This is a genomic window from Actinomadura formosensis (assembly GCF_050948385.1).
Classification (GTDB): Bacteria; Actinomycetota; Actinomycetes; order Streptosporangiales; family Streptosporangiaceae; genus Spirillospora; species Spirillospora formosensis.
Genome location: NZ_CP192011.1, coordinates 4619758 through 4643698 on the forward strand (window position 1 = coordinate 4619758; position 23941 = coordinate 4643698).

General features: G+C 74.9%; 19 protein-coding genes. 14 read left to right on the top strand and 5 right to left on the bottom strand.

Going from position 1 to position 23941, the window contains the following annotated elements; all coding sequences use genetic code 11:
• Nucleotides 1-6 precede the first annotated feature (6 nt).
• The 6 genes from ACQP1N_RS21855 (at nucleotide 7) to ACQP1N_RS21880 (ending at nucleotide 10158) form a co-directional block, all read left to right on the top strand.
• Nucleotides 7-1590, top strand: coding sequence for an Hsp70 family protein (locus tag ACQP1N_RS21855; RefSeq protein WP_067800024.1), 1584 nt, complete (start codon nucleotides 7-9; stop codon nucleotides 1588-1590).
• 27 nt (nucleotides 1591-1617) lie between these two features.
• Entirely contained in the window at nucleotides 1618-4209 is a 2592-nt protein-coding gene (locus ACQP1N_RS21860; protein ID WP_433226309.1) for a hypothetical protein, read from the top strand.
• Nucleotides 4206-5447, top strand: coding sequence for a TRAFAC clade GTPase domain-containing protein (locus tag ACQP1N_RS21865; RefSeq protein WP_433226311.1), 1242 nt, complete (start codon nucleotides 4206-4208; stop codon nucleotides 5445-5447). Before ACQP1N_RS21860 ends, ACQP1N_RS21865 begins: the two co-directional genes overlap by 4 nt.
• Nucleotides 5447-7414: a hypothetical protein gene (locus tag ACQP1N_RS21870; protein ID WP_433226313.1), complete on the top strand. Its 1968-nt coding sequence runs from the start codon at nucleotides 5447-5449 to the stop codon at nucleotides 7412-7414. Before ACQP1N_RS21865 ends, ACQP1N_RS21870 begins: the two co-directional genes overlap by 1 nt.
• A 48-nt stretch (nucleotides 7415-7462) precedes the next feature.
• Nucleotides 7463-9184, top strand: a complete 1722-nt coding sequence (locus ACQP1N_RS21875; RefSeq protein WP_067800011.1) for a TRAFAC clade GTPase domain-containing protein — start codon at nucleotides 7463-7465, stop codon at nucleotides 9182-9184.
• Between the two features lie 68 nt (nucleotides 9185-9252).
• Nucleotides 9253-10158, top strand: coding sequence for an LLM class flavin-dependent oxidoreductase (locus ACQP1N_RS21880; RefSeq protein WP_433226315.1), 906 nt, complete (start codon nucleotides 9253-9255; stop codon nucleotides 10156-10158).
• On the opposite strand, the gene ACQP1N_RS21885 is transcribed toward ACQP1N_RS21880, so the two are convergent.
• Nucleotides 10155-10772, bottom strand: a complete 618-nt coding sequence (locus ACQP1N_RS21885) for a TetR/AcrR family transcriptional regulator (protein ID WP_242609042.1) — start codon at nucleotides 10770-10772, stop codon at nucleotides 10155-10157. The two genes, ACQP1N_RS21880 and ACQP1N_RS21885, sit on opposite strands and share 4 nt — an antisense overlap.
• Before the next feature lie 65 nt (nucleotides 10773-10837).
• Here ACQP1N_RS21885 and ACQP1N_RS21890 point away from each other — a divergent pair, with 65 nt between their 5' ends.
• Both ACQP1N_RS21890 and ACQP1N_RS21895 read left to right on the top strand, forming a co-directional pair.
• A complete protein-coding gene (locus ACQP1N_RS21890) occupies nucleotides 10838-11182 on the top strand; it encodes a hypothetical protein (RefSeq protein ID WP_433226317.1) in 345 nt (114 codons plus the stop codon).
• Between the two features lie 138 nt (nucleotides 11183-11320).
• Nucleotides 11321-12400 (top strand): S1C family serine protease, encoded by a 1080-nt coding sequence (locus tag ACQP1N_RS21895; RefSeq protein ID WP_433226319.1) that lies wholly within the window; start codon nucleotides 11321-11323, stop codon nucleotides 12398-12400.
• A 46-nt stretch (nucleotides 12401-12446) separates the two neighbouring features.
• Here ACQP1N_RS21895 and ACQP1N_RS21900 read toward each other — a convergent pair whose 3' ends face one another.
• Nucleotides 12447-13865 (bottom strand): amidase, encoded by a 1419-nt coding sequence (locus ACQP1N_RS21900; RefSeq protein WP_433226321.1) that lies wholly within the window; start codon nucleotides 13863-13865, stop codon nucleotides 12447-12449.
• Nucleotides 13862-14872 (bottom strand): D-2-hydroxyacid dehydrogenase, encoded by a 1011-nt coding sequence (locus ACQP1N_RS21905; protein ID WP_433226323.1) that lies wholly within the window; start codon nucleotides 14870-14872, stop codon nucleotides 13862-13864. The genes ACQP1N_RS21900 and ACQP1N_RS21905 overlap by 4 nt, the downstream gene beginning before the upstream one ends.
• A 267-nt stretch (nucleotides 14873-15139) precedes the next feature.
• Here ACQP1N_RS21905 and ACQP1N_RS21910 point away from each other — a divergent pair, with 267 nt between their 5' ends.
• The 5 genes from ACQP1N_RS21910 to ACQP1N_RS21930 all read left to right on the top strand — a co-directional run bounded on the left by ACQP1N_RS21910 (nucleotide 15140) and on the right by ACQP1N_RS21930 (nucleotide 19238).
• On the top strand, nucleotides 15140-15622 hold the full coding sequence (locus tag ACQP1N_RS21910; RefSeq protein ID WP_207394231.1) for a DUF3830 family protein: 483 nt from the start codon (nucleotides 15140-15142) through the stop codon (nucleotides 15620-15622).
• Nucleotides 15623-15638: 16 nt separating this feature from the next.
• A complete protein-coding gene (locus ACQP1N_RS21915) occupies nucleotides 15639-16400 on the top strand; it encodes a maleate cis-trans isomerase family protein (RefSeq protein WP_067799990.1) in 762 nt (253 codons plus the stop codon).
• A gap of 56 nt (nucleotides 16401-16456) precedes the next feature.
• The gene (locus tag ACQP1N_RS21920; protein WP_067800052.1) at nucleotides 16457-17230 is read left to right on the top strand and encodes a maleate cis-trans isomerase family protein; all 774 of its coding nucleotides are present in this window, start codon (nucleotides 16457-16459) and stop codon (nucleotides 17228-17230) included.
• 17 nt (nucleotides 17231-17247) lie between these two features.
• A complete protein-coding gene (locus ACQP1N_RS21925; RefSeq protein ID WP_067799987.1) occupies nucleotides 17248-17913 on the top strand; it encodes a GntR family transcriptional regulator in 666 nt (221 codons plus the stop codon).
• A 71-nt stretch (nucleotides 17914-17984) separates the two neighbouring features.
• Nucleotides 17985-19238: an aspartate aminotransferase family protein gene (locus tag ACQP1N_RS21930; RefSeq protein WP_067799986.1), complete on the top strand. Its 1254-nt coding sequence runs from the start codon at nucleotides 17985-17987 to the stop codon at nucleotides 19236-19238.
• Between the two features lie 47 nt (nucleotides 19239-19285).
• Here ACQP1N_RS21930 and ACQP1N_RS21935 read toward each other — a convergent pair whose 3' ends face one another.
• Both ACQP1N_RS21935 and ACQP1N_RS21940 read right to left on the bottom strand, forming a co-directional pair.
• Nucleotides 19286-20431, bottom strand: coding sequence for a CaiB/BaiF CoA transferase family protein (locus tag ACQP1N_RS21935; RefSeq protein ID WP_067799983.1), 1146 nt, complete (start codon nucleotides 20429-20431; stop codon nucleotides 19286-19288).
• Between the two features lie 76 nt (nucleotides 20432-20507).
• Nucleotides 20508-21995 (bottom strand): hypothetical protein, encoded by a 1488-nt coding sequence (locus tag ACQP1N_RS21940; protein WP_433226326.1) that lies wholly within the window; start codon nucleotides 21993-21995, stop codon nucleotides 20508-20510.
• 375 nt (nucleotides 21996-22370) lie between these two features.
• On the opposite strand from ACQP1N_RS21940, the gene ACQP1N_RS21945 reads away from it, so the two are divergent.
• Nucleotides 22371-23939: a protein kinase domain-containing protein gene (locus ACQP1N_RS21945; protein ID WP_433226328.1), complete on the top strand. Its 1569-nt coding sequence runs from the start codon at nucleotides 22371-22373 to the stop codon at nucleotides 23937-23939.
• Nucleotides 23940-23941 lie beyond the last annotated feature (2 nt).

Genomic DNA, 23941 nt, shown 5'->3' on the forward strand with positions numbered 1-23941 from the left:
AGGGACATGGCTGTCTACGGGATCGACCTCGGAACCACGTACTCCTGCATTGCCTCCATCGACGATGTAGGGCGGCCAGCGGTCCTGCGGAACCTGGAGGGCACCGACACCACCCCGTCCGTCGTCTTCTTCGAAAGCGGCGAGAACGTCATCGTGGGCGCGACCGCGAAGGACACCGCGGTCCTGGAGCCCGACAACGTCGTCAGCCTGATCAAGCGGGACATGGGCCGGGACGTGACGCGTCCCGTCCACGGGATCGACTTCACCCCGGAGGAGGTTTCGGCGTTCATCCTGCTGAAGCTGGCGACGGACGCGCGCACCACGACCGGCGAGGACGCCCGCGACGTCGTCGTCACCGTCCCCGCCTACTTCGGCGCGGCCGAGCGCGACGCGACCCGCAAGGCGGGGCGGATCGCCGGGCTGAACGTCATCGACATCGTCTCCGAGCCGATCGCCGCCGCGATCACCTACGGCGTCCTGAACCCCGACACGGACCGGACCATCCTCGTCTACGACCTGGGCGGCGGAACGTTCGACACCACGGTCATCACGCTGCGCGGCGGCCACATCGAGGTCGTGTGCACCGACGGCGACCACGAGCTGGGCGGCGCCGACTGGGACGCGCGGCTCGTGGAGTACCTGGCCGAGCGGTTCCGCGCCGAGCATCCCGGCGCGGGCGACCCGCTCGACGACAAGCAGACCGAGCAGCAGCTCCGCCGCGACGCCGAGGACGCCAAGAAGGCGCTGACCACGCGCACGTCCCACACCGTCCGGGTGATGCACGACGGCCGGGTCGCGGCGGTCGAGGTGACGCGGGAGAAGCTGGAGGAACTGACCAAGGACCTCCTCGACCGCACCGTGGAGATCACCGGCCGGACGCTGGCGACCGCCGCGGAGAAGGGCGTGGACGACTACGACGACCTCGTCCTCGTCGGCGGGTCCACCAAGATGCCGGTCGTCGCGGCGCGGCTTGAGACCGAGCTGGGCCTCGCCCCCCGCCTGCAGGACCCCGACCTCGCCGTCGCGAAGGGCGCCGCCCTGTACGCGTTCGAGGAGACCTACCGGCGGCTCCTGCGGGAGGGCGCCGCCGAGCGCGCCGAGGAGATGGCGAACCGCGCGGGCCTGTCCGCCGAGCAGCAGAAGCAGATCGCCGGGCGGCAGATCAGGACGGTCGCCTCGCACGCGTTCGGGATCGTCGTCGTCGACCGGGAGACCGGCGCCGAGAACGTCGCGCACCTCGTGCACGCCAACGACGAGCTGCCCGCCGCCAAGACCGAGGACTTCTTCACCGTCTACGACGACCAGACCTCCGCCGACATCCGGGTGATGGAGCAGGCCGGCGTCGTGGAGTCCGCCGACCTGATCGACAACACCGAGATCGCGACCGGGGAGATCCGGGTCCCGCCGGGCAAGAAGGCGGGCTGGCCGATCGGCGTCACCTTCGAGCTCGACGCGTCCGGGCTGCTGAACGTCACGGCCGTGGAGAAGGAGACCGGCGAGAAGCTGGAGCTGAAGGTGGACGTGGGCGGGATGTCCGAGGAGGAGGTCGAGCGCTCCCGCAAGGCGCTCTCCCGGGTCCAGGTGAGCTGAGCGGCCGCCGGCTTGCGGGAGGCGCCCGTGGCGTTCGACGACGACTACCGGCGGGAGGTGCTGGAGCCCGCGCGGGCGGCGGGCGACCAGCCTCCCGAGGACCTGCGCGTCCGGTACGCGCTGGACGGCCCGGCGGCGGCGGACGTCGCGGCGCGGGTGAAGCAGGTCCGGCAGTGCTGGCGGCGGGCCCGCGGGCAGCTGAAGTACCGCAAGCTGATCGACCGGCTGGAGGCCGAGCACCGGGAGCTGGCCCCGCTGTTCGCCGCCGCCGAGCGCGGCGACCCGCGCCCGCTGGAGGCACGGCTGCGCGGCGGCCGGGAGCAGGCGCAGCGGCGCCTCGCGCAGGCCCGCGCCCGCCTCGCCGACGCGGCCGGGACGCTGCGGATGGCGGCGCCCGCCGAGGTCGAGGGCATCGCCCGCGCCGGCGGCGTGACCCGCGCCGAACTGGCGGAGCTGGCCGCCGCCGACGGCATCGAGATCCGCGAACCGGACCCGCTGCCGTCCGCCGCGCCCTACCCCGCGTACCGGAAGGTGCGCGAGTCGCTGGACGTCCTCGGCAAACGCCACCTCGCCGACTTCCTGTTCGGGCCGCGGCTGACCGGCCCGATCCGCCTGCTGGACGGCTTCGCCGCGCCCGGCGGGGCCCTGCGTCTCGACGACGAGGCCGTGGCGGCGGCCGGGGCCGGCTGGGCGCGCCGCAGCCGCGACACCAGCACCACCCACGCCGACACCGTCCTCGCCGCGCTCCGCTCGGACGCCGATCCGCACGCCCTGCTGCTGTTCGACGTGGTGGACCGGCTCCGGGAGCGGCTGCGGCAGCGGGCGTCCGAGCGGGCCCTGCTCCGGCACGCGGTCGAGGACCTCGGCATCGACCGGGCCGACGCGCGCCGCCTGGTGTTCGCGATCGTCCGCGAGACCGGGCCGGGCGGCGGCCTCCCGGGGCGGCTGCGCGCGCTGCTGGACGCGGGCGAGGTGTACGCCGCCGCCGAACTCGCCGACGCCGCGCGGATCCCGCACCCGTCCCCGCAGGGTGATCCGCCCGAGGAGGAGGTCCTCGCCGCCGAGGCCCGCCACCGCCTCGACACCGCCCTCCGGCTGCGCGAGGTCGCCACCGCCGAACCCGACCCGGACCGCGCCCATCGGCTCCTGTCCGACGCCCTCCGGCTCGTCCGCGACCTGCCCGGCGCCCGCAACCACCAGCGCCGGCTTCCGCCGCGCCCCGTCCCCGCCGCCCGCGCCGACGTCGACCGCGGCGCCGTGCGGCTGTCGTGGGAGCGGTCGCCGTCCACGGCGGGCGACATCGGCTACCACGTCGTGCGGCGGGCCGGGCGGGCGCCGCGGGACGCCCGGGACGGGGACGTCGTCGGCGGGGCGCTGGACGAGCGGCCGCCCGTCAACACGCCCCTGTTCTACGGGGTGTTCGCGGTCCGGGGCGAGGGTGTGGCGGCGCCGGCCGTGGTGGGGCCCGTCGTGGTGCGGCCCGAGCCCGGCGATGTCGCGCTGATCGCCGGGGACGGGCAGGTCACCGGGCGGTGGCGGTGCCCGGCGGAGGCGGCGCGGGTCGTCGTCCTGCGGGACGGCCGGACCGTTCCGGGCGGACGCGACGGATTCCGGGAACGGGTCCCCAACGGGCGCACCCATCACTACCTGATCCGCGCCGTCTACCTCGACGCGTCCGGGCGCGAGGTCATGACGGACGGGGTGCGGGCGTCGGTGACGCCGAGCGCCCCGCCGGAACCGGTGTTCGAGCTGAGCGCCGAGACCGACCCGTCCGATCCGGGGCTCGTGCGGACGCGCTTCGACCGGCCCGCGAACGGGGCGGTCGAGCTGGTGCTGTCGGACGGGCCGCCGCCGTGGCCGCGCAGCGCGCTCGTCCCGCTGGAGGAGGTGCGGGCGCGGACGCGGCGGCTGGCGTGCACGCCGGCCGGCGGCGGGCTGGCCGTCCGGCCGGAGGCCGGCGGGTGGCTGCTCGCGGTGACGGTGGCGGAGGGCACCGCCGCGATCGGCGCGTACCACCGGCATGTGAACCTGCCGCCGCCGCGCGGGCTGGTCGCCGAGCGCCGCGGCGCGTACGTGCACATCGGGTTCGACTGGCCGCAGGACGTCACCGAGGTCGATCTGGTCTACCGGATCGGGGTCGCGCACCCCCCGGTCCGCTCCGCCCGGACGGTCACCCGCGCCGCCTACGACACGCAGGGCGGCATCCGCCTGCCGGTCCCCGAGGACGAGCCCGTCGAACTGTCGGTCGCGGCGGCCGGGACGGTGGGCGGCGCGCGGGTGACCGGGCCGCCGGTGACCGCCGGGGTCGCGGCGCGCACCATCGTCCGCTACGACGTGCTGCGGTCGGGGCCGCCGTGGCGGAGGTATCTGACGATCCGGCTCAGCTCGTCCCGTCCGCTGCGGGTGGCGCGGCTGTCGCTGGTGCTGCGCGCCGGGCGGGTCATGCCGCACCGCGCCGCCGACGGCGACACGCTCGGGGAGTGGGAGCAGGTGCCGGTGCCGGGCGAGCTGTCCTTGGCGGTGCCGGACGCGTCCGGGCCGTACTGGCTCCGCTGTTTCGCCGACGACGACGGCGTCGAGCTGAGCGATCCCCCTGTCCGCCGACTTCAGGTCACATGATGACGCGACCACTGGCCCGCGTGGGGATTCCCGGGGTGCCGTCCAGGCGGGAGATCACCTGCCCCTACTGCTTCGCGCCGGTGGCGCCGCAGCGGATCCTGTTCCGGTGCCGGGGGCAGGCGGGGCGGCGGCAGGGCTGCGCCCCGGTCCTCGACAGGGAGCTGGCCGAGTACACCGGGTCGACGGCGGGCGCGTCGCTGCCGCCGGTGTTCGCCGCGCCCGGCCGCAGGGGACGCGCGGACTGCCCCGGCTGCGGGCTGCCGACCGGCAACCGGGCCTGCCCGCACTGCCACAACCCGCTGCCGTCCGCCTACTGCGACTCGCCGGGCCGCATCGTCGCGCTGGTGGGGGCGAAGAACGCCGGGAAGAGCACCTACATCGCCGTCCTGCTGCACGAGCTGATGAACCGGGTCGGGACGGAGCTGGACGCCTCGCTCGTGGCGTGCGACGACCGGACGATCGAGCGGTACAAGCGCGACTTCGCGCGTCCGCTGCTGGAGGAGCGGCGGCTGCTGCCGACGACGGCCAGCGCCGCCACCGGGCCGCGCGAGCCGCTGGTGTACCTGCTCACGCGGACGCGCCGGGGGCGTTTCTCGCGTCCGCGCAACGACTCGCTGGCCCTGGTGCTGTTCGACACGGCGGGCGAGGACCTGCGCAGCAGGGAGGTCACCGACCTGCACCTGCGGTACCTGGAGGCCGCCGACGCGATCGTCTTCCTGGTCGATCCGCTGGAGCTGCCCGGCGCGCGGGCGGGCGTGCGCGACGCCGTCCCCGGGCCGCGCGCCGCCGGCGATGATCCGGACAGCGAGCCGCTGAACGTGATCGCGCGGGTGACGGAGGCGCTGCGGCAGCGGCACGGCACCCGGCCGGGCGAGCCGCTGCCGGTGCCGGTCGCGGTCGCGCTCACCAAGATCGATGTGCTGCGGCCGGCGCTGCTGCGGCAGTCGGCGCTGCACCGGTCGCGGTCCGGGCGGGGCGTCCTCGACCTGGACGACAGGGACGCGGTGGACGAGCAGGTCCGGGCGCTGCTGCACGACTGGCAGGCCGGGCAGCTCGACACCTATCTCGGCCAGCAGTACGCCGACCACGCGCTGTTCGGGCTGTCGGCGCTCGGCGGCGTCCCGGACCGGGGACGCGTCGGCGCGGGCGGCGTCCGCCCGTACCGGGCGGAGGATCCGCTGCTGTGGCTGCTGTACCGGTTCGGGATGCTCGACGGCGTCCGCCCGGGAGGTGGGTAGTGGCCTGGCAACTGCACTACACGTCCGCGCGGCGCGGGCCGACCGGCCGGGCCGGGTTCCAGTTCGTCGCGGAGACGCCCGGCCTGCCGGACGGGGTGCGGGCGGGGGTGACGCCGTATCTGGCGTATCGCCCGCCGCCGGACGCGCCCCTGTCGCCCGACGACCGCGAGCTGGCCCTGTTCCCCGTCTCGCTGCTGTACGACCGGGTGGACGGGCGCCCGCTGCTGCTGCGCTGCCGCTATCTCGGCCGCGACTATTCGGGCCGGTACGGCAACTTCTTCGCGCACGCGGTGGTGGCGGAGCCCGAAGAGCTGGAGGGGCTGCGTCCCGCCGAGCTCTGGCACGCCGCGCACTGGACGCCCTCGCCCGCGACCCGGTCCGTCCTCGATCCGCTGGACGAGCTGACCCCGGGCGCCGCGCTCGATCCCGAGGCCCTCGCCGCGTGGCTCGCCGTGTCCGGCCCGGGCGACCCGTACGCGCTGCTCGCCCAGCTGGTGGACGCGGTCGCGGGCGTGCTCGGCCGGGGGCACGGGCGCGTCGTGCTGGTCGCCGACGACGTCGAGCTGATCGCGCGCTGGATCGCGGTCGTGTCCTACTCGCTGCCGGTCGAGGCGGCGGCGCGGCTGTCGTTCGTCACCTACACCGCCGACCCGGACGGCGCCGCGCAGCGCCTCGTCGGCACGACGCCCGCGATCTGGGCCGCCGCGCAGCACCACGCCTCGCACGCGTCCGCGTTCGACCTGCACCGGGGCCCGGCGGGCGGGCGGGCGAGCCGCTTCGCGCGGACCGTCGCGGACTGCTGGCGCGCCGCCGACCTCGGCGGCCTCGACGCCCTCGGCGAGCTGGCGCCGCCGGACGATCCCGCGCGGGAGGGCGCCGCCGCGCTGCTCGCGCTGTGCCGGGGCGACGCGTCCGTCACGGCCGGGGAGGAGGGCGCGGCGGCGGCGCTGCTGGCACGGCGCAGGGCACGGATTCCCGAGTGGGTGTGGCGTGATCTCGTGCCGGCCGTCCCGTCCATGGGCCTGGACCTCGCGCTCGCCGTACACGCGCATGCTCCCGCCGGGCTGCGGAACGCGGTGCTGGACGGGGTGATCGCCGGGCCCGCCACGGACCCCGCGGTGCTCACGCCCGCGAACTGCGATCTGCTGTACGCGCATGCCGAGCGGCTGCGGGCCGTCCCCGCCGTCGCGGTCCCCGTGCTGGCGTCGGTCGGCCGGAGGCATCCGGGCCGGCGGATCGCCGTGACTGGTGAGCTGCTGCGGCTGGAGGGCGCCGACACCGCCTCCGATGCCGCCTACAACACCGCATCCGATATCGCCGGGGCGCTCCGCGAGGTGTGGGCGGCGCCGCCGTCCGCCGGCGAATGCGCCGACCTCCTGGACGCCCACGGGCCGCACCCGGCCCTGGCGGAGCTGCTGTCCCGCACGTTCACGCGGCTCGCCTTCCCCGGCGGCAAGGACCTCGCCGACACCGCGACGCTGCGGCTCGCCGAGCGGGTCCGCGCGATCATGCCGGAGGGGCGCGCCGGGCGCGACGCCGCCCTCGTCCAGGCGTACGGGAAGGCGATCACCGGGGGCCCGGCGCGGGCGGCGCGGGCGCTGGAGGAGATCGCAAGCCCGGGGGCCGCCACCCGGCAGCTCGCCGACGAGGCGTTCGCCGGCGCGGCCCGGCGGCTGCTCCGCCGCCCCCGGCGTTCCGGGCGGAGCTGCTCGCGGCCGTGCCCGCGCCCCTGCGCGCCCGGCTCGGCGAGCGCTGGACCGCCGAGCTGCCCGGACGCGCCCGCGCCGGCCGCGCCCCGCTGCGCGGCGGCGAGATCGAGCAGCGCAACGACCTCGTCGAGGTCGTCCTGCGGCTGCGCAGACGCGGCGTCAGCGAACCGTCCCTGGAGGCGTGGGCGCGGGCGGCGGCCGGACGCTGGCTCGCGGCCAAGCAGCTCGACGCGCACCTGGCGGGCAGGCCCGAGCTGAGGGTCGTGCTCCAGGACCTCCTGGCCGGCGGCGAGGGGAGGTGAGCGCGTGCATCCGATCATCGTGCTGCTGCTGATGGCCGTGTGGCTGGGCGCCATGTGGCTCGGGTTCATGTACGTGTTCCCCGTGCTGTTCGCCGCGACGCTGGTCGTCGCGGGGGCCGCGGCCCTCGGCGTCTACTACCTGCACGCGTGCCGGACGCTCGCGCCGTCCAGCCTGGACGGCCCGTCGCCGGTCGCCGCGCCGGACGTCGCCTACCGGCACTACCTGCTCGGCCAGGTGTGGCGCGACTGGTGGACGATCAGCCGCACGGTCGTCCCGCAGGTGTACCGGACGGCCCGGAGCATCGTGCTGCGCCTGACCCGGACCCTCCTCGGCGGCCCGTGGGGGTTCTTCCTCTTCCCGGTCTGGCTGGCGCTGTGCGCGGGGATCGCCGCCGCCGCCGTGCCCGCCTCGGTGTTCGTGCTCGCGCTGACCGCCCTGTACGGGCTGGTCGCGGCGGTCGGGCTCGGCGCGTGGCTGGCGTGCGTGCTCGCCCTCGCGGCGGTGGAGCGCGGCTTCATGATGTACGGGCGGATTCTGCAGACCTGCCCGCATCCGTTCTGTTACGAGCGGATCGGCCTGCCCGAATACGAATGCCCGGGATGCGGGGCCCGGCACCGGCGGCTCACGCCCGGTTCGCGGGGCGCGTTCCGGAACGTGTGCCGGTGCGGGGCGCGGTTGCCGACGACCGTCCCGCTCGGACGTTTCCGGCTGGCCGCGTACTGCCCGCACTGCGGTGGGCGGCTGCCGGAGCGGATCGGGCGCGTCCGGGTGGAGCCGCTGCCGTTCGTGGGCGGCCCGGCGGCCGGCAAGACGACGTTCATGGTCCTCGGCATACGGGCCCTGCACGCGCGGGCCCGCGCCGTGCAGGGACGGCTCACGTTCGTCGAGCAGCGGCACGCGCAGGCGTACGCGGGCGCGATCCGCGAATTCCAGCGCGGCGGACGTCTCGCCAAGACCGGCCCGGAACTCCCCCTGGCGACCATGGTGGACGTCGAGCTGCCCGGCCGCGCGCGCCGCATCCTCTACCTGTTCGACCCCGCCGGTGAGCACTACACGGGCGCGACGGAGGTCGAGTCCCTGCGCTACCTGGACCACAGCGAGGCGCTGCTGTTCATCGTGGACCCGTTCGCGCTCCCCCACCTCCGCCACGCCCTGACGGGGGACGAACGCGAGTTCATCGACCACGCCGCCGTGTCCTCGGAGGAGGATCCCGCCGACACCCTGCAGCGGGTGCTGAACGCGCTGCGCTCCCGTCCCGACCAGGGGCGGCAGAAGCGCATCGCCGTCGTCGTCACCAAGACCGACCTGCTGACCCGCACGGAGATCGGCCGCTGCCTGGACGACGGCACCGATCTGCGCGAATGGCTCGGACACGTCGGGCTCGGCAACACCGTCCGCACGCTCGACCAGGTCGCCGCGCAGGTGCGCTACTTCGCCTCCGGCCTCACCACCGACCCCGCGGACGTCGCCGACCTGCTCGGCTGGGTGACCGGGCTCGGCCCCGCCGGGACGTCCGGCGCCGACCGGCCGCTCACCGACGCGCCCCAGGAGCCGCCCGGGACGGCGCCTTTGCGCGCCCCCTGGCCGGTGCGCGGCCGGGGCTCGGGCCGCGTCCCCGCCGGATACCAGATCGGGCGCTGGGCGGTGCTGTCGGGGGTGTCGGCCCTCACCGTCGCGACCGTCACCGGTGCCGTCGTCGCCGCGGCCGAGCGTTTCCCGTTCTGACGCCACCGTGATCGCCGCCCCTCCTTCCATGGTTGCGTCACGGAACTGACGCCGCGTACGGTCGAGAGGTGATCGTTCGCATCGGCATGGCCCCCACCGCGTCCCCGCTCGGCCCGCAGACGCCGGCCGCCCTCGCGCTCGGGCTCGAACGCGAGGGGTTCGACTCGCTGTGGGTCTCCGAACGGGTCACCGGGCCCGCACTCGACCCGGTGGTCACGCTCGCCTACGCGGCGGCGCTGACCTCCCGGATCAAGATCGGCACCGCCGTGCTGACGCTGCCGGGCCGCTCCCCCGCCGTCCTCGCCGGGCAGCTCGCCTCGCTCGACGTGCTCTGCGGCGGGCGGCTGCTGCCCGCGTTCGGGCTCGGCCAGCGGCACGCCGGCGAGCAGCAGGCGTTCGGCGTGCGGCGGGAGGAACGGGCGGCGATCTTCGAGGAGGCGCTGCCGCTGCTGCGCCGCTTCTGGGCCGGGGAGGAGGTCACCCACGACGGGCCGCGGTTCCGCTACGAGGGGCTGCGCGTCCTGCCGCAACCGGCGGCGCGGGGGTTCGACGTGTGGATGGGCGGAACCTCCGAGGCCGAGCTGCGCCGCACCGGGCGGCTGGCGGACGGGTGGCTCGCCTCCTTCATCACCCCGGCGGAGGGGGAACGCGGGCGGGCCGCCGTCCAGGAGGCGGCGGCGGGCGCGGGACGCGAGATCGAGGAGGAGCACTTCGGCGCCGTCGTCCCCTACCGGCGCGGGCCGCTGTCCGCGCAGGCCCGGGACCGGTTCGACCGTGTCCGGCGGCGGGTCAGCGGGCCCGCTCCGCTCAACGACGTCGCCCCCGACCTGGACGGTCTGGAGGCGCATCTCAAGCGGCTCGTCGAGGCGGGGCTGTCGAAGTTCGTGCTGATGCCGCTGTCCCCGCCGGGCGACTGGGACGCCGAACTCGGCGACGTCCGCGACGCCGCCCTGCATCTGCAGGCGAGGCGCTAGCCGAGGGCGGCGAGGACGAAGCCGGCGACCTCGTCCGCGAGCCGCCCGGCGGTCTTCGGGCCGTCCGGCCGGTACCAGGACGGCATCTGGTTCACCATGCCGAGTGCGACGAGCGTGACGGTCTCGGCGGGCGTGGCGGTGCTGAACACGCCGTCCCGCAGGCCCTGCTCGATGAGGCCGCGGAACATCACGTGGTAGCGGCGGCGGTCGGCGCGGACCGAGCGCATCCGGGCGTCGTCCAGCCGGTGCATCTCGCGGGAGAAGACCTTCGCCTCGTCGATGTGCTCCGCCGTGCTGCGGATCAGCCCGGTCAGCACCGCGTGGACCGTCTCGCGCGGCGGCAGGCCGCGGGCGAGCACCGCGCCGAGGTCGGCGAGCTGCCGGGCGATCAGCGAGTGGTAGATCTCGTAGAGGAGATCGTGCTTGGAGTCGAAGTAGTGGTACAGGGCGCCCTTGGTGACCTCGGCCGCCGCGACGATCTCCTGCACGGACGTCCCGTCGAAGCCGCGTTCGGCGAACAGGCGGAGCGCGGCGTCCAGGATGCGCCGCTCGACCTCGCTCCGCCGGACGGGCGCCATCGGCTCCGGCCCTGGTCTCGATTCCGTGTCCGTCACCTGGGCACCTCCCATTGACGCGGGTGCGTTCCACGTCCCAGCTTGCCAGAAACCGACCGGTCGGTATGCATCCGTGGGGTGCGCGGAGGGAGAGCCGCGGCATCACCACGATCGCCGACCCGGCCGTGTGGGGGCTCGGCCGCCACATCCCGCGCATCCAGCGGATCGCCGAGCAGGTCCCCGAGCTCAACATCATCGCCGCGACGGGCATCTGCCCCTACAGCGACCTTCCGTTCCAGTTCCACTTCCGGGGCCCCGGCACGATGCTGGACGGCGGCCCCGACCCGATGATCGCCCACTTCACCCGCGACCTCACCGAGGGCATCGCCGGAACCGGCGTCAAGGCCGCGTTCCTCAAGTGCGCCATGGACGCCCCGGCGTCACCGGCGCGCAGCTCGACCAGATGCTGATCGAGAACCCCCGGCGCTACTTCACCCGCTGACGCGGCGCACCCCGGCGCCCCCTCCCGATCCGGCACTTTCTCCCATCTCGGACTATTCCCTGGGAATCGGGAATCATGGAAGGACCCTGGGGGAGGAGGCGCCGTGGTGAGCGCGAGCCCTGGCGGCGCCCGTGCCGCGATTCTGATGCTCCTGGCCATGCCGGCGGCCCTCCTCGTCCCCGGCTGCCGGGTGCCGGACAGCGGCCGGCACGAGAACGTCCCGCCGCCCGTCACGACCCCCGCGACCGGGCACGCCAAGCCCAGCGGACGCCGGCCCGGCGTCGTCAACATCGAGACCGAGCAGCCCCTCGACGGAACCCGCGCCGCCGGGACGGGCATCGTGCTCACCGCGGCCGGGTTCGTGCTCACCAACAACCACGTCATCAGGGGCGCCACCACGATCAGGGGCACCGACACCGACAACCGCCGCACCTATCCGGCGGAGGTCGTCGGCTACGACCGGGCGGGCGACATCGCGGTGATCCGGTTGACCGGCGCGTCCGGGCTGAAGGCCGCCTCGTTCGCGTCCGTGGCCGGGGCCGGGGTCGGCGACCCGGTGACCGCCGTCGGCAACGCGGGCGGCAGGGGCGGGACGCCGGCCGTCGTCACCGGCGAGGTCACCGCGCTGGAGCAGTCCATCACCGCCCGCGACGACAGCACCGGCACGTCCGAGCGGCTCACCGGGCTGATCGAGACCAACGCGCCGATCAAGCCGGGCGACTCCGGCGGACCGCTGCTGAACACCGCCGGGAAGGTGATCGGCATCAACACCGCCGCGTCCGCCGGGCTCCCCACCAAGGGGACGAAGGAGGCGAAGTACCACCGCGGCTACGCCATCCCGTCCAACCGGGCGCTGGAGATCGCCCGGCGGATCCAGCGCGGCGAGGCGTCCTCGACCGTGCACATCGGCCCCACGGCCATGCTCGGCGTGAAGGTCCGCCCCAACGGCCGCTCCCCCGGCGCGCTGGTCGCCGAGATCGTGCCCGGCACCCCGGCCGAGGCCGCCGGCATCCCGGTCGGCGCCGCGATCATCGCCTTCGGCGACAGCGTGGTGGACAGCCCGTCCACCCTCACGACGCTGATGCTGTCACATCATCCGGGCGACACCGTCCGCGTCGAGTGGACGATCCCCCAGGGCACCCGGATGGCGAGCACGCTCCGCCTGACGGAAGGCCCGCCCCAGTGAGCACGTGCGCGGGCGAAAGCGGGACGAGACGCAGTGGCCCGGCTGCTCAGGGCCTCCCGCCGGCGCCCCGCTCCGGCCGCCGGCCACGCCACGGGCGCGCCTGCTCGTAGGCGGCGCAGGCGGTCATGACCAGGGCGTCGGCGTGCCGGGCGCCGATGACCTGCAGGCCGATGGGCAGCCCGTCCGCGGTGAAGCCGCACGGCAGGCTCGCGGCGGGCTGCTGGGTCATGTTGAACGGGTAGGTGAACGGGGTCCAGCTCGTCCAGCGCGGGGACGGCGAGCCCGCCGGGACCTCCCGGCCGGCCTCGAACGCGGCGATCGGCATCGTCGGCGTCAGCAGCAGGTCGTACCGCTCGTGGAACAGGCCCATGACGCGGCCCAGCTCCATGCGGCGGGCGGTGGCGGCGAGGTAGTCGGCGGCCGAGTACCGCGCACCCTGCTCGCAGATCTCCCGAAGGCCCGGGTCGAGCCGCGTCCGAGCCTGCGCGGACAGGTGCTCGACGACCTTGGCGGCACCCGCGAACCAGAGGATCTCGAACTCCTCGACGGGGTCGCCGCCGAGCCCCGGATCGACCTGCTCGACCTTCGCGCCCAGTTCGGTGAACACCTCGGCGGCGGCCGCCACGGACGCCGCGACCTGCGGATCGACCTCCGCGAACCCGAGGTCGGGGCTGAACGCGACGCGCAGGCCGGTCAGCTCGTCCGGCCCGCCGCCGGTGAACGGGACGTCCGGCGGCGGCAGCGACGACCAGTCCCGGCCGTCGACGCCGCACACCGCGTCCAGCAGCAGCGCCGCATCCGCGACCGTGTTGGTCATCGGGCCGGTGTGCGCGAGCGTGCCGAACGGGCTCGCCGGGTAGTGCGGGACGCGGCCGTACGTCGGCTTGAGGGCGAACGTGCCGGTGAACGCGGCCGGGATGCGCACCGAGCCGCCGCCGTCGGTGCCGAGCGCGAGCGGCGCCATGCCCGCCGCGACGGCCGCCGCCGCGCCGCCGCTCGACCCGCCCGGCGTGCGGGAGGTGTCCCACGGGTTGCGGGTGACGCTGGTGAGCGGGCTGTCGGTGACGCCCTTCCACGCGAACTCGGGCGTGGTCGTCTTGCCGACGAACACCGCGCCCTGCTCGCGGAGCCGCGCCACCGCCGGCGCGTCCTCGTCCCACGGGCCCGCCGGGTCGGTGGTCGTGGAGCCGCGCAGCGTGGGCCAGCCGCGGGTGAGCAGGACGTCCTTGATGGAGACGGGCACGCCGTCCAGCGGGCCGAGCATCGCGCCGCGCCGCCACCGGTCGGCCGCGGCGCGCGCCATGTCGAGCGTCGTCTCCTCGTCGACGAGGCAGAACGCGTTGATGCCCGGGTCGTCCCGCGCGATCCGGGCGAGGACGGCCTCGGCGGCCTCGACCGGGGAGAGCGCCCCGGCCCCGTACTCCGCCAGCAGTTCGGTCGCGGTCAGGTCGGCCGCGTCGCTCATGACCGCCTCCTCTTGTCCATGGTCGATCCGACATAGCCGAGCCGCTTGTCCACGACGTTGCGCAGCGGGCGGCCGGACACGTAACGGCCGAGGTTGTCGGTGAACAGCCGGACGAGCTCGTCCCGCCAGCCGATCACGTCGCCGGACATGTGCGGGGAGACGACGACGTTCGGCATCTCCCACAGCGGCGAGGACGCCGGGAGCGGCTCGTCCTCGAAGACGTCGAGCGCGGCGCCCGCGATCCGGCCGTCGTGGAGCGCCTTGACGAGGTCGGGCTCGCACACCAGCGCACCGCGCCCCACGTTGATGAGCCGCGCGGACGGCCGCATCCGCGCCAGCGCGGCGGCGTCGATCATGCCGCGGGTCTGCGGGGTCAGCGGCGCGGCGAGCACCACGTAGTCGGCCTCGGCGAGCGCCTCGTCCAGCCGTTCCACCGGATGGACGGTGCCGAGGTCGGGGTCGACATCGCGGGCGGTGCGGCCGGCGCCGGCGACGGCGAGCCCGGCCGCGCCGAGGCGGCGGCCGATGGCGCGGCCGATCGGCCCGGTGCCGATGACGAGCGCGCGGGCGCCGGTGATCCGCTCGGTCTCGCGGTGCCGCCAGCGGCGCTCGCCCTGCAGCCGGAGGGTGGTGTGCAGGTCCTTGGCGAACGCCAGCACGAGCCCGAGGACGTACTCGGCGATCGGCTCGTCGAAGATCCCTCGCGAGTTGGTGACGATGGTGTCACCCTCGACCAGGGCGGGGAACAGCAGGCGGTCGACGCCGGCGCTCGCGATGTGCACCCAGTCCGGGCCCCCGCCCGGCGGCCACGCGCCCGCCAGCGCGTCCGACAGGAAGTCCCACATGAAGACCGCGTCGGCACCGGGAAGGGCCTCCGCCAGCTCCGTCTCCCGCACGTACCGGACACGCGCGAGCCGCTCCGCCTCCGCCATGCCGCGCGGATGGACGTCCCCGACGAGTACCACCACGTCAGGGGACCCACCGGGTCCGTGCTGGACAGGCTCCATCGGCGTCACTTCCGGGGTGTGCGGAGTTAGGTGAAGGCACCTCGGAGAGGCATTGACACGCTAGGAAGCGTTCGTAGGATTGTCAACAATCAGCGCGGTGCCCCGCGACCCCGGGTTCACCGCCCTGACCACGTGTGCTGCAAGACCGTCGCAACCGCTGCCCAGCAGGGCCAGGACGGATCCCAGAGCGCTCTAACGGAAAGAGTCCTTCGGGTGGCGACGCTCTCGCCCACCCCTGTCGCGGGGAGGCCCAGCATGCCCAAGCTCATGACCATCACTCTGGAACGTCGCGGCGTCTCATGCGTCGCGGAGCTACTGGAGAAGGACGCCCCGCGGACCTGCGAGGCGGTATGGCGCGCCCTGCCCCTCGGCGGCGAGGCGTACCACGCCAAGTACGCCCGCAACGAGGTGTACACGATGGTCGAACGGTTCTCCGAGGAAGAGGTCGGCCTGGAGAACCCCACCGTCACCCCCATCCCGGGCGACGTCGTCTACTTCTCCTTCCCCGGCGGGATGCTCGACCGGAAGTTCAAGGAGGAGAAGAACATCCACGCGCTGCCCGGCGTCATCGACCTCGCCATCTTCTACGGCCGCAACAACCTGCTGCTGAACGGGGACGTCGGCTGGGTCCCCGGCAACGTGTACGCGACGATCGTCGACGGGCTCGACCGGATGGCCGAGGCCTGCAACGACGTCTGGCGCTCCGGCGGTATCGGCGAGCGCCTCGTCTACAGCCGCGCCGAGTCCTAGAGCGGCGGGCACCCAGATGGCATTCGACCCCACGCTGGTCGTCGGCCCCGAACTCCTGGCCCAGCACGGTATCGGGGTGGTCGCGCCGTTCGACTTCGCCCTCGACCGCGAACTGTGGCGGTGGACGCCCGACGACGTGTCACTGTTCATGACCCGGCTCCCGTACGTCCCCGTCCCGGTCACCGTCGAGATGGCCGCCGCGCTGTCCGACCAGTCGATCGTCCGGCAGGCGACCCGGGACGTCCTCGCACCCGAGCCGCTCGCGGTCGCCTACGCGTGCGCGTCCGGCAGCTTCATCCGCGGCAAGGCGGGCGAGCTGGAGCTGCACCGGTCGATGCTGTCGGCCGGCGCACCGGTGTCCACGACGACCTCGGGCGCGCTCGTGGAGTCGCTCCGGCTGCTCAACGTCTCGCGCATCGCGGTCGTCACCCCCTACATCGACGCGGTCACCGACCGGCTCCTGTCGTTCCTCGGCGAGTACGGCATCGAGGTCGTGTCGTCGGTCGGGCTGGGGCTGCTCAGCCACATCTGGAAGGTCGGCTACGGCGAGATCGTGGCGGCGGTGTCCACGGTGGACGTCCCCGAGGCCGAGGCCGTGTTCATCAGCTGCACGAACGTGCCGACGTACGACATCATCGCGCCGCTGGAACAGATGATCTGCAAGCCGGTGCTCACCGCCAACCAGGTGACGATGTGCTCGGCGCTGCGCGCGATGGGCCGTACCGCGGCCGGTCCCGGGCAGTCGCTGGTGGAATTCGCCCCGTCCACGGCGGCTTGAAGGGAGCGGCGTCCATGATCCGCGAAGGTATGATCGCCCGCAACATGCGGCCGAACATGGTGAGCGCCGGGTTCCTGTACCCGGGCTACAGCGCCGAGGACGACTACCCCGCCATCGAGCGCGCCCTCGGCGAGGTCAGCCTGCCGGTCGTGCACACGCTCATGCGCGAGGACGCCCACCGCGTCGACGCGCTGCTGGACATCGGCGGCCCGGACGTCCTCGGCGAGGGTGCGCGCGCGCTGCGCGCCATGGGCGTCAAAGCCGCCGTCTGGGCCTGCACGAGCGGAAGCTTCGTGTTCGGCTGGGAGGGCGCCGCGCGGCAGGTCGCGGACGTCCAGGAGATCACGGGCGTGCCCGCGTCCAGCACGTCGTTCGCGTTCGTGCACGCGGCGCAGGAGCTCGGCGTGACCAGGGTCGCGGTCGCCGCGACCTATCCGGCCGACGTCGCCGCGCAGTTCGCCGGCTTCCTCGGCCACGCCGGCGTCGAGGTGGTGGCACTGTCCTGCCGGGGCATCGTCACCGCCGCCGAGGTCGGCACCCTCGGACGTGACGAGGTGCTCGCCTTCGTCGCGGCCAACGACCATCCGGACGCCGAGGCGGTGCTGGTGCCCGACACCGCGCTGCACACCGTGGCCTGGCTCGACGAACTCGAGGCGCTGGTCGGCAAGCCCGTGCTGACCGCCAACCAGGTGAGCGTGTGGGAGGGGCTGCGGCTCGCGTCCGGCCCCGGGGGGCTCCCTCCGCGCACCGGGCTGGGCCGGCTGTTCGCCGTGCCCGCCACCGTCTCCGCCGGTATCACCGGGCTGGGACGGCATACCTGGAAGCTATGAGGAAAGGGGCCTGCGGCATGGGCCGATTGGGTGAGCTGGAACCTGTCCCCCGCAAGTCGACCGTCGAGCTCGTCTCGGACGAGCTGCGTTCGGCGATCATGTACGGGTCGCTGGAGCCCGGCGCGCAGCTCGGCGAGGCCGAGCTGGCCGGGCGCCTCGGCATCAGCCGCGGGCCGCTGCGCGAGGCGATGCAGCGGCTCGTCCAGGAGGGGCTGCTGGTCAGCGAGCCGCACCGCGGGCTGTTCGTGATCACGCTGGACGAGGGGGACGTCGAGGACGTCTACCTCGCCCGGCTCGCGATCGAACGGGAGGCGTGCCGGCTGATCATGGCGCGGAACCGCGGTGAGGCGGTCGCCCGGCTCACCGAGGCCCTCGAAGCGCTGGTGGGTGCGGCGCGGCAGCGCGACCGGGTCGCGATGAGCGACGCCGACCAGGCGTTCCACGAGGTGCTGGTCAGCTCGTCCGGCAGCCCCCGGCTGGAGCGGATGGCGCACACCCTGCTGGTGGAGACGCGCATGTGCCTGAACGCGCTGCAGGACACCTATCCCGAGCCGTCCGACCTCGTGGAGGAGCACCGCCGGCTCGTCGACGCGATCGGCGACGGCGAGGAGGAGCGGCTGCTGGCGCTCATCGAGGAGCACATGACCGACTCCATCCAGCGGCTCCGCACCTCGCAGCCGTAGCGGGAACGCCCCTGGACACCCGGCCACCGGACACTTAGATTGCAGATTGTCGACAATCTACCGGAGGACGCATGGCTACGCTCTCACCCCTGCTCAAGCAGGCCACCCCCGTCCTGGCCGCCCGCGGCGAGGGCGTGTACCTCTACGGCACCGACGGCCGCCGGCACCTGGACTTCACCGCGGGCATCGGGGTCACGGGCACCGGCCACTGCCACCCGCGGGTGGTGGAGGCGGCGCGGGAGCAGGTAGGCACGCTGATCCACGGGCAGTACACGACCGTCATGCACGAGCCGCTGCTGCGGCTGGTCGACGCGCTCGGCGAGGTGCTGCCGGACGGCCTGGACTCGCTGTTCTTCCTCAACAGCGGCAGCGAGGCCGTCGAGGCGTCCATCCGGCTCGCCCGGCACGCGACCGGGCGGCAGAACATCGTCGTCTTCCACGGCTCGTTCCACGGCCGGACGATGGGCGCCGCCGCGCTCACCACGGCGGGCACGAAGTTCCGCGCGGGCATCGGCCCGCTGATGCCCGGCGCCGCCATCGCACCGTTCCCGCAGTCCTACCGGTACGGGTGGGACGAGGAGGAGGCGACCCGGTTCGCGCTGCGCGAGCTGGACTACCTGCTGGTCACCGCGAGCCCGGCGTCCGACACGGCCGCGTTCGTCGTCGAGCCCGTCCTCGGCGAGGGCGGCTACATCCCGGCGCCCCCCGCGTTCCTGGAGGGGCTGCGCGAACGCGCCGACCGGCACGGCATCCTGCTGATCGCAGACGAGGTGCAGACCGGGTTCGGGCGGACCGGCCGGTTCTGGGGGCACGAGCACGCGGCCGTGCGCCCGGACGTCCTGATCACGGCGAAGGGGCTGGCCAGCGGGTTCCCGCTGTCGGCGATCGCGGCGCCCACCGCGCTGATGGAGAAGGCCCGGCCGGGCTCGCAGGGCGGCACGTACGGGGGTAACGCGGTCGCGTGCGCCGCCGCGCTCGCCACGCTCCAGGTCATCGCCGAGGAGGACCTCGTCGGCAACGCCGCCCGGCAGGGCGCGCGGCTGCACGACGGGCTCCGCAAGGTCGCCGCCGACCATCCGGGGATCGGCGACGTGCGCGGGCTCGGGCTGATGCAGGCCAGCGAGTTCACCACGCCGGACGGGGAGCCGGACGCCGCCACCGCGCAGCGGGCGCACAAGGCGGCGGTCGAACACGGGCTCCTGCTGCTGACCTGCGGAGCGTACGGCAACGTCGTCCGGATGATCCCGCCGCTGATCGTCACCGGGGAGCAGATCGACGACGCCCTCGGGCTCTGGGCGCGGGCCGTGGCGGACGCGACCGGCTGACCCCGGGAAAAGCGGCGCCCAGCGGGGTCCGCCGGGCGCCCTGGGGCTCATGCCTGGGCTACGGCGCCCTCCTTCAGGAGGGTCTCGGCGTCGTCGAAGCCCAGGTCGTCCAGGACGGCGCGGGTCTGGCCGCCGGGAAGGGCGGGGACGCCGTCGGTCGCGGTGGCGGTGCGCGAGAAGCGGGGCGCCGGGGCGGGCTGGCGATGGCCCGCGAGGTCGGGGAAGACGTCGCGGGCCGTGTTGTAGGGGTGCTCGGCGGCCTCGGTCAGGGACAGGACGGGGGCCACGCAGGCGTCGCTCGGGACGAAGATCTCCGCCCATTCGTCACGGGTCTTCGTGCGGAAGACCGCGGCGAAGCGCTCGCGGAGGGCCGGCCAGCCGGCGCGGTCGTGCTGGTGCGGGAGGTCCTCGCCGTCGAGGCCGAGGAGGCGGAGGAACTCGGCGTAGAACTGGGACTCGATGGCGCCGACGGCCATGTGGCGGCCGTCGGAGGTCTCGTAGACGTCGTACCAGGGGGCGCCGGTGTCGAGCATGTTGACGCCGCGGCGGTCCTCCCAGAGCCCGCCCGCGAGGAAGGCGTGGATGAAGGTCGACAGGTGCGCGGTGCCGTCCACGATGGCGGCGTCGACGACCTGGCCGCGTCCGCTCGTCCTGGCTTCGAGGAGGGCGGACAGGACCCCGACGATCAGGTACATGCTGCCGCCGGCGAAGTCGCCGAGGAGGTTCATCGGGACCTGCGGCGGGCCGCCGGCGCGGCCGATCGCGTGCAGGGCGCCGGTGACGGCGATGTAGCCGACGTCGTGGCCGGCGGTGTGGGAGAGCGGGCCCTGCTGCCCCCAGCCGGTCATCCGGCCGTAGACCAGGCGCGGGTTGCGGGCGAGGCAGTCGTCCGGGCCGATGCCGAGGCGTTCGGTGACGCCGGGCCGGAACCCTTCGAGGAGGACGTCGGACCTGTCCACCAGGCGGAGCACGACCTCGCGGCCCCGCTCGTTCTTCAGGTCGATGGCGATCGACCGCTTGCCCCGGTTGGTGAAGTCGGTGCCGCCGGTCCGCTCGCCGTCCCGGACGGCGGAGGCGCGGTCGACGCGGATCACGTCGGCGCCGAGGTCGGCCAGCAGCATCGCGGCGAACGGGCCCGGCCCGATCCCGGCCAGCTCGATCACCCGTACTCCGGACAGCGGCCCCTTGCCCATCTGCGACTCCCTGAATCTTGTTCGGTCTCCCCCAGTGTGCACCATTCGGGTAAGCGTTCGCTGACGCGGGTTCCGGTCAGCGGGCGGTCAGGGTGACCGGTGCCTGCGGGGTGCCGGTGCCGACGAGCAGGCCGTTCCAGCTCGTCGAGCGGCGGAGGCCGGCCGCGTGCGGGACGCGGCCGTGTCCGGCCGCCGCCAAGTAGTACCAGCGGCCGGACGGGGCGCGCCACCAGGTCCCGCTGACCGGGCGGCCGGGGTCGCAGGCGCCGGTCGGCCGGACCTCCCCGCCGAGGAGCGCCGCCTGGGCGCCGGTGCCGCCGGCGGCGTAGGTCAGGCGGGTGCAGACCCACTCGGCGGACGTCCCGCCGTACGGCAGCTCCCCGGACCAGAAGCCGGACGCCGTCGCCTCCGACACCGGCTTCGCCGGATCGGCCGCCGCGCAGGCCAGCCGGTCCCAGATCCCGCGGCCCCGCGGCCCGAGGCGAGCCGGCCGCCCGGTGCCGTCCGGGCGGTCCTCGGGCAGCCGGTAGGCGAGGGCGGTGGCGCGCGGCCCGCCGAGGTCGCCGAACGTCCGGGAGCCGAGGTGGAACAGCGGGCCCCGGCCGCATCCGGTGCGGGCGCGGGCGGGCGCGGTCACCCCGCCGGACACGGCGAGCGGCCGGCCGGTGAGGGTCTCGGGCCCGGTGTCCCAGGGGGCGAGGAGGTAGCGTCCGCCGCCGAGGGCGATCGGGGCGGACGGGTCGGTGCCGGCGGCGGCGACGTCCAGCCGGCCGGGCGTGTAGCGGGCCAGCAGGCCGCCGCTCCGCATGACGGCGAGGGGCGTCCCGTCGAGGCGGCCCGCGTAGAGGAGCCGGGCGGTGCCCCGCGCGGCGCGCCGGTCCCCGGTCGCGGCCGACCAGGCGCCGGCGGCGCGGCGGGTGAACGCCCGGTCGCCGGCGAGGTCGCCGCGCGCGGGCCAGGCGTCGAGAGTGCGGGCGCCGCGCGTCCAGGCGTCCGGGGCGGCCGAGACCAGCCGCAGGGAGTGCGCGGACGCCTCCCGCGGGCCGCCGCCCCCGGTCGCGACCACCGCGGCGACGAGCCCGCCGGTCAGCACGACGACGGCCGCGAGCGGCAGCACCGACCGGTTGCGGACGGGGCGCAGCGTCTCCGGCCCGAACCGGTCGGCGCCGCGCGGCGCGGGCACCTGGACGGCCTCGGCGGCGCGGATCGCCGACCACGGGGCGCGCACCCCGAGCTCGATCAGCTGGTCGCGGATCTCATAGCGGGGCAGCCCCTCGATGCGGCCGAGCACGTAGGCGGCGCGGACGTGCGGGGCGAGCCGGGACAGCACCGTGGTGAGCGCGGGGTCGGGCAGCTGCGCGGGCAGTGCGCGCAGCCAGGGGCCGAGGCCGATCTGGAGCCGGCGGGAGGGGCGCAGCGCCCGGCGCAGCACGCGGGTCCGCCGCCGGGCGCGCCCGGCGGCGGAGCGGTCGCGGGTGCCGCGCGCGGTGCCGTCCACGATCCGGCGGGCGATCGCCAGCCGGTGGACGCGCTTCCCCCGGCCCGGCAGAACAAAATACGCCATTCGGACAAGGTCCGCATAAGCCGAATCGGTCGGCGGCGTTTCCGGCCGCGCCTTCGTCAGGACATCGTCGGTCACGGGGGGCCACTCCCTCTGGGCCGTTCCATCGTCGCGGAACCCGAGGGTAGGGCGCGGCGGTCCGCCGCCGGCCGGACTTGGGACAACGATTAACCAGCCGAATAGAAATGTCATTGCATTTCCGTATATGTCACTTGGCCGGGGGCGGGAGCCCGCGGGTCGGCGCGAGAGGTCACGCCTGATTCGTCCCCGTACTACGCTGTTGACCTTCCGGGGAACGGTCCCGCGCCGCGCGGCGCCGGACGTTCGCGCCCCGCCGCACCCCGGGCGAGACGAGTGAGGAAAGGCATCCCCGGACCCATGACCGAGGACGTCCCGGGCTACCGGGTGCTGGAGCAGATCGGCGAGGGCGGCTTCAGCGTCGTCTACCGCGCGCACCAGGAGCGCCTCGACCGGACGGTCGCGCTCAAGGTCCTGTCGGTCGGCACGGTGGACGCCGCGGCGATGCGCCGCTTCCAGCGCGAATGCAAGATCACCGGACGGCTCTCCGGGCATCCCAACATCGTGACCGTGCTGGACACCGGCACCACCCGCGCCGGCCGTCCCTACATCGCCATGGAGTACTTCGAGCACGGCGCGCTCACCGACCGGCTCGCGAAGGAGGGGCCGCTGCCGGTCGCGGACGTGCTGCGGATCGGGGTGAAGACGGCGGGCGCGCTCGCCGCCACGCACGAGACCGACGTCCTGCACCGGGACGTCAAGCCGCAGAACGTGCTGCTGTCGCGGTACGGGGAGCCCGCGCTCGCCGACTTCGGCATCGCCCGCCTGGTCGACTCCTTCGACGCCACGCACACCCAGGCGTTCACCCCGCACCACGCGGCGCCCGAGGTGCTGGAGGGCCGGCCGCCCGGCATCGGCGCCGATATCTACTCGCTCGGCTCGACGCTCTACCAGTTGCTCGCCGGGCAGCCGGCGTTCAAGGGCCCGCCCGGTGAGGGCATCGCGCTGCTGATGCTGCGGATCCTGCACGACCCGCCGCCGCCGATCCCCCGGCCGGACGTGCCGAAGCCGGTCGCGGACGTCATCGGGCGCGCGATGGCCAAGACGCCCGAGCAGCGTTACACGACCGCCGTGGAGTTCGCGCAGGCGCTTCAGCGGGCGCAGGCGGAACTCGGCCTGCCGGTCACGGACGTGGCGTACAGCGGCGGCGCGGTGACACCGGGCCCGGCGCCCGGCCTGCCGGGGCCGCCGCTCGTCCCGGAGTGGGCGCCCACCACCAGCGACCCGCGGGCGAGCGGCTCCACCACGAACGGCTCTCCCACGGGCGGCTTCGCCGCGGGCGGCGCACCCGGCGTGACGGGTCCGATGACACCGCACCCGAGCCCGCCCGGACCTCTCCCCGGCCGGCCGCAGGACGGGCCGCGCCGGGGGCTGATCGTCGCGGCCGGCGTCGCGCTCGTCGGCGGGCTGGTGCTCGGCATCGGGGCCCTCGCGCTGGCGGGCGGCGGCGATCCGGGGAAGCGGGCCGGCGGCTCGCCGGCCCCGACCGCCCCGCAGGGCCAGGTCACGCAGGCGCCGCAGCCCGTGACGGCCGCGCAGCTCGCCGCGGCGCGCCCGCGCCGGCTCGCCGTCCGCCAGGCCGGCGGGACGGCCGCGCTCACCTGGGCGCTGCCGCCCGCCGCGCGGGGACTGCCGCTGCTCGTCCAGCGGCAGCCCGCCGGTTCGCAACCCATCGTGACGGTCGGGGCCGGGTCGCGTTCGGCGACCCTGCCGGGCCTGCGGCCGGAGACGGCCTACTGCTTCAAGGTCGGCGCGGTGCTGCGCCTCAACCAGGGCCGGGCGCCGGACGTGTCGTGGTCGGCGCCCGCGTGCATCCGCTCGGGCAAGCCCCCGGGGAGGAAGCCGGGGAAGAAGCCGAAGCGGCACTGACC